At 43.4% G+C, this 12,368-nt stretch carries 11 protein-coding genes; 6 read left to right on the forward strand and 5 right to left on the reverse strand.

Annotation, left to right across the window (positions count from 1 at the left end; genetic code table 11):
• Positions 1 to 25 precede the first annotated feature (25 nt).
• The 4 genes from PULV_RS19210 to PULV_RS19225 all read right to left on the reverse strand — a co-directional run bounded on the left by PULV_RS19210 (position 26) and on the right by PULV_RS19225 (position 4,265).
• Complete coding sequence (locus PULV_RS19210; protein WP_193332798.1) at positions 26 to 757, reverse strand: hypothetical protein; 732 nt, start codon at positions 755 to 757, stop codon at positions 26 to 28.
• Positions 758 to 1,091: 334 nt separating this feature from the next.
• Positions 1,092 to 1,958, reverse strand: coding sequence for a DsbA family protein (locus PULV_RS19215; RefSeq protein ID WP_193332799.1), 867 nt, complete (start codon positions 1,956 to 1,958; stop codon positions 1,092 to 1,094).
• 1 nt (position 1,959) lies between these two features.
• Positions 1,960 to 3,150, reverse strand: coding sequence for a pyridoxal phosphate-dependent aminotransferase (locus tag PULV_RS19220; RefSeq protein ID WP_193332800.1), 1,191 nt, complete (start codon positions 3,148 to 3,150; stop codon positions 1,960 to 1,962).
• 26 nt (positions 3,151 to 3,176) lie between these two features.
• Positions 3,177 to 4,265 carry an FAD-dependent monooxygenase gene (locus PULV_RS19225; protein WP_193332801.1) on the reverse strand — a complete coding sequence of 363 codons (1,089 nt, stop codon included), beginning with the start codon at positions 4,263 to 4,265 and terminating at the stop codon, positions 3,177 to 3,179.
• A gap of 118 nt (positions 4,266 to 4,383) precedes the next feature.
• Here PULV_RS19225 and PULV_RS19230 point away from each other — a divergent pair, with 118 nt between their 5' ends.
• Complete coding sequence (locus PULV_RS19230; protein ID WP_176365224.1) at positions 4,384 to 5,265, forward strand: LysR family transcriptional regulator; 882 nt, start codon at positions 4,384 to 4,386, stop codon at positions 5,263 to 5,265.
• Between the two features lie 27 nt (positions 5,266 to 5,292).
• Here PULV_RS19230 and PULV_RS19235 read toward each other — a convergent pair whose 3' ends face one another.
• Positions 5,293 to 5,745 carry a hypothetical protein gene (locus PULV_RS19235; RefSeq protein ID WP_193332802.1) on the reverse strand — a complete coding sequence of 151 codons (453 nt, stop codon included), beginning with the start codon at positions 5,743 to 5,745 and terminating at the stop codon, positions 5,293 to 5,295.
• A gap of 218 nt (positions 5,746 to 5,963) precedes the next feature.
• Between PULV_RS19235 and PULV_RS19240 the strand changes: the two genes are divergently transcribed.
• The 5 genes from PULV_RS19240 to PULV_RS19260 all read left to right on the forward strand — a co-directional run bounded on the left by PULV_RS19240 (position 5,964) and on the right by PULV_RS19260 (position 12,337).
• Positions 5,964 to 6,869: a TetR/AcrR family transcriptional regulator gene (locus PULV_RS19240; RefSeq protein WP_227009460.1), complete on the forward strand. Its 906-nt coding sequence runs from the start codon at positions 5,964 to 5,966 to the stop codon at positions 6,867 to 6,869.
• A gap of 44 nt (positions 6,870 to 6,913) precedes the next feature.
• The gene (locus PULV_RS19245; RefSeq protein WP_193332803.1) at positions 6,914 to 9,241 is read left to right on the forward strand and encodes an efflux RND transporter permease subunit; all 2,328 of its coding nucleotides are present in this window, start codon (positions 6,914 to 6,916) and stop codon (positions 9,239 to 9,241) included.
• Positions 9,213 to 9,995: an outer membrane lipoprotein-sorting protein gene (locus PULV_RS19250; protein WP_193332804.1), complete on the forward strand. Its 783-nt coding sequence runs from the start codon at positions 9,213 to 9,215 to the stop codon at positions 9,993 to 9,995. Before PULV_RS19245 ends, PULV_RS19250 begins: the two co-directional genes overlap by 29 nt.
• Complete coding sequence (locus PULV_RS19255; RefSeq protein ID WP_193332805.1) at positions 9,952 to 11,196, forward strand: hypothetical protein; 1,245 nt, start codon at positions 9,952 to 9,954, stop codon at positions 11,194 to 11,196. The genes PULV_RS19250 and PULV_RS19255 overlap by 44 nt, the downstream gene beginning before the upstream one ends.
• Before the next feature lie 151 nt (positions 11,197 to 11,347).
• Positions 11,348 to 12,337: a DUF4097 family beta strand repeat-containing protein gene (locus tag PULV_RS19260; protein WP_193332806.1), complete on the forward strand. Its 990-nt coding sequence runs from the start codon at positions 11,348 to 11,350 to the stop codon at positions 12,335 to 12,337.
• Positions 12,338 to 12,368 lie beyond the last annotated feature (31 nt).

Consider the following 12,368-nt stretch of genomic DNA (forward strand, 5'->3'; position numbering starts at 1 on the left):
GTTTACCTGCGACTATAATGCAGAGTTACACTGGTACACCGTGTACTAATTGGGTGTGATACAGTTTAAAATACTCGGTCATAAAACGTTCTGCCTTGTCACTAATCGTATCCTCTTGGCCACTTTTCATCGGCACATTAATGAGGCCGTCGGCTTCAAAACAGATCACTTTTCCATTGCCTTTGCCATCTAGGTAAATAAATCCGGTATAGGCTTTTGCTCGACCATGTAAGCTAAAAATGACCTGTTCGTTGAGGCGATAAATGCATTCAAAAGTGTGGTTGTCGCGCCAGATTGCATCATCAATAGCATTGGGTTGAACAAGTTTTTGCTTGAGTTGCTGCAACTGCGACTGGCTATGATTGGCTTTGTTGAGCAAGACTTGGTTGCGCTCTTTCAACTGTTTGAGTTTGGCTCTGATCTTTTTTGCACTCGGAGCAATGCTTTTAAAATCAGCTAGCTGAGTTTTGTATTCGTTTAATGTGCTAACGTTGACTGTTTGTTGGTGTTGGCTTTGCTCTAGGGCATGAAGTTGCAATGTTAGATTCTCACGCTCAGCAGTTAATCGCTGATTTTTGTCTTGTAGCTGCTTAATTTGGCTTTGTAGGGCAGAAATTTGCTGCTGAGATTGTTGCAATGTGCTGTGAAGATGCTCGAATTCTGAGACATCTTGATTGCATGTTGTAATAAGTGCTTCGAGGATGTCACTGGTCTCAAGTGTGTGGTTAGAGAGCAAACGTGCTAATGCGGTGTTCATTGTATCGGTTGACCTTCGGTTGCAAGCTAAGAGAAACGTATCCGCTGGTGAAATCAAATAAGGCGATGAGTCGAAAATCTCAGCAGATATAACGAATAATCATACGATGACTGAGATAAGTGGGTTCACTTTTTCAAGAACACGCTCACAATTTACCTTCATTCAAACGAGGTGTGAAAATGAAGAAGTCGCTTTGGCCTCAAGAGACCAGTGAGTAAAAAAAAGGTGAGTACACGAAGTACTCACCTGACCAGCCAAATTAGGGGCACAGCGTGTTACTGAGCAAAGCGGCTGAAAGGTGGCAATGGTTAGTTGCCTTGGGAACGCGGTGTGGTTAGTTCAGTTGCCAAAACTCGATATCAGCCAAGCATGTGATTGAAAATCCTAGCGTTAATAATAAATTTCGTGCGGTATGTTCGGCGCATTGCAATACTTCGCTCGCTTCGCGAATGGTCCAGCTGTTGTAGCGTAGTAGTTTTTCTGTCGCAGAGAGTGACAGCGGCTTAATCGCAGGGTTATTACCTACATTTAGGGCTTCTTTTAACGTGTGATAACTGACAGATCCAACTAACTTTATCGGGTGATCAGATAAAAAAATCAGCGATGGGAAACCACGTGCACCAAGGGCTATCATCTCATGTTGTTCCCGTGTGAAAAGGCTGTTGATTTGGGCACTGTGCAACAGGGTAAAAAATGCCTCGCCATCAAAACCAAATTTTTCAACATGGCGGCGTAAAATTTGTTCATTGGAGAGATTTTCAGCGTATAAAAAGATGCGCTCTCGCATCAGACGAACAAATTGACTTTCTAGGCTCGGCGCTAATTGTCGCACCACTAAGGCGGCTTTACATAAAATGTATGAGTTGGAAATTGGATCATCGCGCCATACGGATGGATCAATGGGTTGTTGATATACATCAGCCACATGTTGCCAATGATCAATGACATCTAATGGGCCAGAAATCCCGTTGCCGGCATCGCCAAAGCCTTCCCAGCCGGGCAATAACCCGCCATGAATATACCGTGTTGTAAATTGGTACTCACAATTTAATCGGCGCCACATAGGTTCGATGGCCCAGCAATGGGAGCAAATCGGATCGGTGACAAAAATAATGTCGACCGGTTTTAGGTGACTGGGCATAGTCGCTGTGTGTTTAGATTGAGAGGGTAAGATACATCCTTGTTGCGGATCGCATTGCATATTATTGCACTCCTAGACGGTGTAAAGTGGATTCCATTCGGTCAAGCCCTTGGCTTAATAAGGTTTTGCTGGTGGCAAAACAAATACGAATATGCCCTTGTGCCGCAGGGCCGAAAAACCGAGGACTACCGGGCACCACAGCTAACTTATCTTTTAACAACTCGTCGGTGAGGGCTTCACTGCTGAGGCCTGTTGCACTGATATCAGGAAATAACAAATAAGTTGCTTGGGGGGCTGTGCACTGAACACCCGGCATCTTGTTTAGGCGCTCGACGGCGTAGTCGCGCATTTTGGTTAAATGGATCAGAAACTCATCAACCCAATACCAACAATTTAACACGGCTTGGGTTGCTGCTATTTGCGACAAGGTCGATACACCTCCTGCGGTTGTCATCACATTGGCGCAAGTGACTAATTGCTGGTGATGCTGTACTGAGGGCGAAAAAATGGCGCCGACTCGAAGCCCCGCTAATGCAAATGATTTTGAAAAGCCATAGACAGTGATGACTCGTTCCATCAAGGCTGGTTCTAGGTGATGAAAACTGTGCATAGTATGGCCGGGGTAAACGATATCCGACCAAATTTCATCATTGAGGATCATTAAATTATGCTGTTTGGCAAAGTGCGCGAGGGTAGTTAACTCGTGCAGACTCATCAGGCGCCCTAATGGATTGTGAGGATTACAGACGCCAATTAATTTAGTACGTTCGCTTAGCAGTTCGGTCAGTGAATCAAGATCAAATTCGCCGCGCTTGGCATCAAATCGACAACGTTTCACTTGTGCACCGGCCGCAAGGACTGCTTGTTCAAATAAAAAGTCCACAGGGTCAAAAATGATTGCTTCATCCCCAGGTTGTAAATAGGTTTTAGCCACCACATACATGGCGCTCGCAACGCTGTCGATGGGTAAAATAAGCTCGGGGTTTAAACGGTAATCTTTTCTGTGAGCTAATCCTTCAGATAGTGCTTCTTTGAAGCTGGTTAGTCCTTGGTGTGGGCCATAAGAGAATACGCCTTCGAGGGCATAGTTGGCGATGGCTTGGCTAATTTCAGGTGCGCAACGAAAATCAGGATCGGCGGCGGTCAGTGGGATCACATCCGGAGCGGTTTCGGCCCAGCGAAAGTTAAAGGCTCGTTGTTTTAAAACCTCGATTGGGACGGCGTCACAATCAAATAACGATGTTTTTTGCATAGTAAAGTCCTTGTGACTCAAAATAGTTAAAAAGCGAACGGCACTTTTTGCTCTTGATGATGGGGCTGTAAAAACTCTTCTTGTAATTCAATACCTTGCTTTAGATATGTGTCAGCGATTAACTTTCGTTTTTTGCTGTATTGGCTCAGTGCCAAAGGCAACATTGTTAAATCGATATCCCACAATGAATGTGCTAGTTCAATGGCATCAACCATGGCCGAATTTACCCCTTGGCTCGTGAAGGGTAAAAGCGCGTGGGCCGCATCGCCCAGCAATACGACATTGCCACGGTGATATTGAGGAAGCGGGTGCAAGTAACGTGTTTGCCATAAGTGTGAATGATTAAAGTTTGTATGTTTGATTAATTGAGGGATAGGCTGTGGCCAATGGCCAACAGTTTGTTGCGCAAATTGCCATTTACTTTGTGCGGTGTGTTCGGGGGCGGTGAACATCTGACGCGAAAATTGAATAAACCAGACTAATTTACTTTCGGTAGCGGGAACCATTCCAACCGCGAGACCGCCGGCATGTTGTTTGAATTTGACAAATGAGTGAGATAAATTTTCAACTAATGCCGGATCGTCGATGATCGATACTAATTCATGCACTTTTCCATGACTACTTGGTGCGTTAGGGTAAAGTTGTTCGCGTACTTGTGAGCGACCACCATCACAGCCAAGAAAGATATCAGCACTGATTTGTTGGCCGCTAGTGAAAACGGCGCAATCAGCATTTCCATTATCATGATAGGTAAAGTGAGAAAACTGGGCATCAAAATGGAGCCAATCGGCGGGGATCTTCGCCAATAAACAATCAATAAATGCTTTTCGCGTAGTGCCAAAGCTATTAGGCAGCGCTTGATGTTTTAATGCATGGCCTAGGTTGTCTTTAATGTAACAGTGTTCGAGTGCGTAGCCGTTCATTTTTGCGGCATCGAGCAGGTCGAGCTCTGCGAGCGCACTTAAGCCATTTTCTAACATGATAAAGCCGAGGCCTTCGCGGCCGCTGATAGGGCTGCGCTCATAAATATCGACGCGACCACCGAGTTGTTGGTAATACACAGCAAATGCCAGCCCGGCAATGCCTCCGCCAATGATTGCGATCCGTGGTTGCATTGAGCACCTAATACTTGTCAAATTCGTTAACTTTATATTAACGATTAGAGCAGTTTTATGTAATATAGGTACATACATAATAGTTATGCAAAAGTGCATAACTGACGAGGAGATGGCAGTGGCAAACTTTAATTGGGATGATGTCAAAATAGCACATCAAGCAGCAAAACTTGGTTCTTTAAGTAAAGCGGCTGAATGGCTAGGGGTGAATTACTCAACGGTGTTAAGACGCATCGAACAGTTAGAGAAGTCATTGGAATGTAAGCTTTTTATTCGTCATCAGCGAGGTTACCAACTGACGGATGCTGGGCGACAACTGCTGACTTGCCTCCCTGAAATTGAAATGCGATTTGCGCAATTTCACACTAATTTGACGGCGCTTAATAGCGAGATTAAAGGCACATTAAAAATTACTACCTTGCCCGAATATTCTTCATTTTTGCATCCAATTTTGCTTACATGCCAACAGCTTCATCCCGATTTACGTTTGCGTGTTGATGTTAGTAACGACATTGTCCCGTTAGAAACAGGCAGTGCACATATGTCGATTCGAGCCTGTGAAGCGGGTGATATGCAAGCAGATTTAATCGCGACAAAAATTTGTTCGTTAAACTATTCGTATTATGCAGCGAAAAGTTACGTCGAGCGGCGTGGTTTACCTCAATCGAGTGCAGATTTTAAAAATCATAGTTGGGTGATGCCAAGTGGGCGAAAACAAAATATTTCGTTTGTGAAAGCCATTAATCAACAGCTCGACATCCAACATATTAGTTATCAAAGTAATCACTTTTTTGATATTCAATCAGCCGTTGAACACGGTATTGGTATTGGCCCCATTGATGATGAAAAAGTGCCTGCGAATAGCTCGTTATGTAAAGTCAGTAGTATTGAATGTAAGAATAACAATCACTTGTGGTGCGTGTATCACAAAGATTTACGGGATGATGTAAAAATTCAGGCGGTCACGCAGTTGATCAAAGCGCAAACCAATCAGCTCTAATTAATCTCTTATCAGATCTAAGTTTGGTTAACGTCGCTGTTTATTTTGCGTGCATTGATGCTGTGTTATGAGGGCATCAAAATGAGGGAACAGAGCTAAAAAATCCGCTGTTGAGGCATGAAATGTGACATTCACTTTAATGTCCTGCCACAATTTAGCCAATATAAACTGACCAATGATATTGCCATTGACTAAATAGTCGACTTGTTGATAACCACGCTCTGCCATGCTTTGGAACATTTTGCGGGCTTGCTGTTGGCTTTCGGGTGTCCCTAGCTGCCAATCTTGTAAATTGACGATGGCATGATTGATAAGCAATGTAGGATGCTGTTGGTATTCAGCCAGCATGGCTTGTCTAAATTGAAACGCGCCTTCTTCATTGAATGCATCATATAATTCCAGATATAAAATCGGCGCTTCAATCGTGAAGCTGTAGTTACCATGGCCATTAAACATCGCTATTTTTATTGCCTGTATCATCCCTCTCCAAGTTTTTAACTTAGCCTTTTGTTTGCCAGACTGCAAAGGGTTTTAGCAATTACTAAGGGCTGTTGATCTTTGTTGGTTGAATTTTGTTCGAGAATAATCGTCCTTAGTCATCTCTTGTCGTTTACGGCGTCAAAATAACACTCTGTCTGTTGCGGGAAAATAATGCTTGTATTGTTGTTTAAATGCACTATTATGACGAAGCGTCATAAATGACGAATCGTCATAAAAAGAGTGGCGATTTGCTGCGTTGTAATCATATCGCGCTTAGAGCTGGAAAATTAACGATTGCTATGGTAACTAAGAGGAGGGATTTTGTAGAAGTGAAAAATATGTTTAAGTTTTTATGTCAAAGCGATGTTGAGCAAACAAAAGGGTGCGTGTTTAAGCGTGGGTTTACGCCTAAACAGCAACAAATTGCCGACCGCGAGCATGAACTATTACACATAGCGAAACAATTAGTGGAGCAAGATGGTTTTAATAACTTCACTATGGATAAGCTCACCGCTGCAAGCCCATACTCCAAAGGCACTATTTACAATCATTTTTCCAGCAAAGAAGATGTGATCACCGCGCTGTGTACCAGTGCACTTCGTCATGAAATGAGTTTTTTAAAACGGGCGTTAGCGTTTGAAGGAACGACACGTGAGCGAGTACTCGCTTTGCATGTAGCTTACGTTACATCAGCAAAAGTTGAACCTGTTTTATTGAATTGTTTAATGACAGCGAAGACGCCCTGGGTGATGCAAAAAGCATCAAAAGAGCGTTTACAAGTTCAAGAAGAACTTGAGCAACAATGTACACAATTAATTGATGCCGCGATGAATGTTGCTGTGCAAAGCGGCGATTTAAAGCTCAGTTCAAACAGTGGATTGGATTGCGTTTCGTTTGCTAATTGGGCGGTCACATTTGGCAGTATAGCACTGCTTAGCAGTGCAAATTCGTGTCATAGCATCGCGCGTGTTAAGGACCATAATGTGTTTTTATTTAGTATTAACTGTGTACTAGATGGACTCAATTGGCAGCCGTTATCACATGCTTGGGATTATCAGCGAACTTGGCAAAGGATTGAGCAGGAAATTTTTTCTGCTGAGCTGGATGCGCTCGATAAATTGTAAATATTTTAACCTTTAATGACGTTTCGTCACTTTTTGGAGTGGAGATGGAGACTGTATCTTTGCCCCCTTGGCTTAAACGCCCTGGGGTGTTTTTATTCGTGTTTACCTTATTTGTGGCGCTCATCGCTGCAGGCAGCGGCAATTTAACATTTCGCGGGGATTACCGCGTGTTTTTTGCTGATGATAACCCACAATTACAAGCGTTCGACGCTATCGAGCGGACCTTTAATAAAAACGACAACCTAAGTGTGGTGATAGCACCACCTGATGGGCAGTTGTTCACTCCTAAATATCTCACGTTAGTTCGCGACTTAACTGAGGCCGCGTGGCAAGTTCCTTATTCGACTCGGGTTGATTCAATCAGTAATTATCAGCATACCCAAGCTATCGAAGATGATTTGCTGGTGGCTGATTTATTGCCAAAATTTGCTGCCATAAATGAGGAGCAGAGCGTACACGCCCAAAGGGTGGCGTTAAATCAACCAGAATTGGTGAGGCGCTTGGTTTCTGCCAAAGGGGATGTGGCAGTTATTAATGTCACCGTTCATTTAAATGAGGCTAATAAAACAGAGCAAGCCATTGAAATCGAAAATTTTAGTCGAGACTTGATTGCACAATTTTCAGCGCAATACCCGGACGTTGAGTTTCACCGTGCTGGGATTGTTATGATGAATTACAACTTTTTCAATTCAGCGCAACAAGACAGCAGCACTTTGGTTCCTCTGATGTTTTTGATTGTGTTGTTAGTGCTCGGGGCCATGCTACGTTCGATTACGGCGATTGTTGCCACCTTGATCATGCTCATTGCTGCAATCGCGAGCACCTTGGGGGTCGCAGGTTGGTTGGGGATGGCCATCAATACTGCATCGGTCAATGTGCCGACGATTGTGATGACGTTAGCTGTGGCTGATTGTGTGCATATTATTGCTTCAATGCGCCATCGTTTGAGTGAAGGGTATAGCAAATATGATGCACTGGCGTTTGCGATTAAAGTCAACAATATGCCGGTTTTTATTACCAGTGCCACCACCGCCATCGGCTTTTTAACGATGAATTTTTCGGATGTGCCGGCTATTCGTGATTTAGGTAATTTAACCGCCGTTGGTGTGATGATCGCTTGGTTGTTATCGATTAGTTTATTGCCCGCGCTGTTATTCTTTTTACCGCAAAAGGTCAAAGTGACCGACCAAGCTGCGCAGCAGCAGCAAGTATTAGCGCGATTTGGTGTGTTTATAACCCAGCACGCAAAGTCAGTGTTTATTGCCAGTGCGGTGTTAGTGGCTGTGGCAGGCAGTTTTATTGTTGATAATAAGATTAATGATGAAGCGGTGAAGTATTTCAACCAAAACAATGACTTTAGAAAAGCAGCTGACTTTATGCAGGCTAGAGTATCGGGCATGAGCACCTTAAGTGTGGCGATGAACAGCATGCAAGAAGGTGGGATCAGCGATCCTGACTTTTTAAATACTGTTGAGACTTTTAGCCAGTGGTTACGACTTCAACCAGAAGTGAATAATGTGATGAGTATCAGTGATATTCAAAAGCGTTTGAATAAAAGTATGCATGGCGATGATCCGGCCTTTTATGCGACCACGCAATCACGGCAACTAGCCGCACAATATTTATTGATGTATGAGATGAGTTTGCCGTATGGGTTGGACCTTAACAATCAAATAGACATCGCCAAGTCGCAAAGTCGCGTGATGATGGTGCTCAATAACTTGGGCAGTAAAGAAATGATGGCATTTGAGCAACGTATGACGAGCTGGCTTGAACAAAACGCTAGTCAGTATTCGTTTTTAACTTCGAGTCCGGATTTGATGTTTGCCCATATCGGTGAGCGCAATATGAAAAGCATGCTGACATCGTTGCCTTTGGCGTTACTGCTTATTTCGGCATTGTTGATTTTTGCATTAAAAGATTGGCGTTTAGGCGCAATGAGTTTATTGCCCAATGTCTTACCTGCGTTGGCCGGTTTTGGCTTATGGGCATTGATTAGTGGTGAAATTAATTTGGGGCTGTCAATTGTGGCCTCGATGACACTTGGCATCATCGTCGATGATACCGTCCACTTTTTATCAAAATATCAATATGCAAAACGCAATGGCCACGATGCGGTAGCCGCTGTGCAGTATGCATTTGTCACTGTAGGAAAAGCGCTTTGGATCACCACAGTGGTCTTGGTGGCTGGTTTTGGCATCTTAGCCTTGTCAGATTTTAGGCTTAATTCTGATATGGGACAGCTCACCGCATTGGTGATTTCGATAGCCTTGCTTGTCGACTTTTTCTTATTACCTGCATTTTTAGTGTTATTTGACCGTTCAACTCAACCGGAGGCATCTCATGAATCTATTTCAATTACTACTGCTTAGTGTCGTTTTTTATGCAAGTGGAGCGTTAGCAAACTCCGATAGTGAACAGGGGCTTGTGATTGCAACTGAGCGAAAAGCACGAGATATCGGATGGACAACATCAGAGTCGACTTTGCAAATGGTTTTGCGCAATGCCCAAGGTGATGAAAGTTCGCGACAATTGCGTATTAAAAGCTTAGAAGTACATGGCGAAGGGGACAAAGGGCTGACTATTTTTGATCAACCTTTGGATGTAAAAGGCACCGCGTTTTTAAATCATAGCCATGTCGATGGAGCCGATGATCAATGGTTATTTTTACCAGCGCTCAAGCGTGTTAAGCGCATCGCATCGCAGAATAAGTCGGGGCCTTTTATGGGCAGCGAATTTGCGTATGAGGATTTGAGTTCGTTTGAGTTAAAAAAATATCATTTTCGCTTACTCGAAGAAGCGGTGTTTGATAGCCATGAAACTTATGTGATTGAGCAGATCCCGACAGATAAATATTCAGGTTATAGCAAGCAGATTGTTTGGTTAGATAAGGCTGAATTTCGCCCTTTAAAGGTTGAGTATTATGACCGTAAGAATAGCTTACTGAAAACATTGATTTTATCGCAGTACCAACAGTATCAAGGTCAGTATTGGCGGGCGCATACCCTGACGATGCAGAATCATTTAACTAAAAAAAGCACCACTTTACAGACTGAGGCTTTGCGTTTTGGCGTGGATTTAAATGAGCATGACTTTAATCAAGCTAGTTTGCGACGCGCGAGGTAAGGCGGTTGTGACAGGGTTTAGGTTGGGGATCACTTTGTTGATGTATTGGGTGTTTGTGTCGCCCCTTCATGGGCATGAAGTGTACCATGAAGTCGGTGTTCAGCAGCGGCAATTTGTACATGAGCCGAGTAATACATTCCAGAAAAGTAGTTATAGTGCATTGAGTTTAAACAGCTTTTATAGTCATAGCGAGGATGATCAGCTATGGGCTGCTGAGCTGTGGTTGCGAGCCGATCAGCACGATAAGGAGCGTAACCATCTTGATATTCGAGAGTTGTATTGGCTGCACTATGCCGATCAATATGAGTGGCAGGTAGGGGTCGCTCGTGTATTTTGGGGAGTAACAGAGTCTGCTCATTTAGTTGATGTGATTAATCAAACTGATTATTTAGAAGGGCTGGACGCAGAAGATAAATTAGGTCAAGCGATGATCCATTACACCCAATGGGTCGACAATGGTCAGGTTGAATTCTTCGTCTTGCCTCACTTTAATGAGCGGGAGTTTTATGGTGAGCAACATCGTTTTGCTTTGCCGTTTGATGTGAGTGAACAGACATTGTATCAATCAAGTGCAAAACAGCAGCATATTGATATGGCGCTTCGGATCTCACAAACTTGGCAAGACTTAGATTGGAGTATTAACGGATTTCGAGGCACTAATCGTGATGTACAGTTTCTGTCGTCGGATAACGGTATGACTCCTTATTATGGTCAAATGGAACAATTAGGGGCAACACTGCAATACCTGATGGGCGCTTGGATTGTAAAAGGCGAGTTTTTGCTAAGAAGAACGCTCAGTGATCCTGAAAATCAAATCAAGCGTGCAGATATTCGTGCGTTTGTCGCGGGATTTGAATATAGCCAAATTGGCGTATTCGACAGTCAATATGACTTAGGTTATTTATTGGAGTATCAATACGATAGCCGTAGTAGGCAACAGGTACTGGGTCAAAATGATGTGTTTGCGGGCATGCGATTGGCATTGAATGATGCTGATAGTTCAGAAATCATTGTGGGGGTTTTACATGATGTGTCTGATCAGAGCCAGAGTATGCGATTAGAAGGTTCGATGCGATTAGGTGAGCAAACCAAAGTGGAAGTGGCTGCGTATAAGTTTAAGTCTAAAGGTGATAATTACCTTCAGCAGCTTGAAAACCAGGATGTGATTGAGCTCAATTTATACTGGTATTTTAGTCATTAACCCAATCCCTTGTTAAGCGCACTGAGTTTGTAAGTGCGCTTTTTTTATTGGATTTTTCGAGCGTTGTACATCAAGCGTTACAATTTTTGCCTGTTCATTTTTGTTAAACCGCTGGATAATCCAGTTAAAGTAATTGAATAAGAGCAATAAAATGAACCAATTAACCTCTTTGAGTAAAACCATTTTAGCCAGCAGCCTATTTTTGTTCGGCGGTTGTGTTGTCCATATTTCACCAAGTGTTGCCAGTGTAGAACGTGAGCAGCAATTGAGCCTTGCTGCTCAGCCAATCACTCAGTTAGCGATAGATTCAGCTGCGGGTGAGCTCACCATTGTTGGCGAAAATCGCGAAGATATTTTACTCAATGCCACCATTGTGACGGTCAATGAAGATGACCCATTTACGTTAACTTTGACCGCAAACAACAATAAGGCGGTATTAATTGCTAAAAATGATTCATCAACCGGTATGCAATTTTATAACGGTGAATCGCCTCATATTGATGTTGAACTAAGAGTGCCTGCACGTCTGTTGCTTGATATTGAAGACAGTTCGGGCAATATTTCGATTAAAAACATGAGTAACGGCATTGTTATCCAAGATGGCTCGGGCAACATTGATATCGATGGCGGCCTAAGCTTAGAGATTGAAGATGGCTCTGGAAACATCAACGCTGAGAATATACAGGGTCAGGTATCGATTGATGATGGCTCGGGTAATATCGAACTCAGCCATGTTGCGGGTACACTGATTATTGAGGATGAGTCTGGTGATATCCACATTGCCGATATTAAAGGTGACACTGTCATTAACGATGGCTCGGGAAATATCTCGTTAAGTAATCTGTCTGGTTCGGCAGTGATAGATGATGAATCGGGCGATCTCAGCGTATCGCAGGTTCAAGGTAAAGTCAGTATTGAAGATGGCTCTGGTAATATTGATGTTGAACATGTGGCACAAGCGGTGGTGATCAATGACCAATCAGGCAACATTGATGTCAATCACATTGATGCAACCGTCACCATTAAAGATGGTTCTGGCCACATTCGTGTTAATGATAGCAAAGGCTTAACAGTGATCGAATCAGGCAGCGGCGGGCTCAGTATCGATAACATTAACGGGCCCGTTAAATTGGACAACTAAGTTTTAGTAAAACATCAAAAAACGCCTCATC

Origin of the sequence: Pseudoalteromonas ulvae UL12, assembly GCF_014925405.1 — a bacterium.
In the GTDB taxonomy this organism is placed as follows: Bacteria; Pseudomonadota; Gammaproteobacteria; order Enterobacterales; family Alteromonadaceae; genus Pseudoalteromonas; species Pseudoalteromonas ulvae.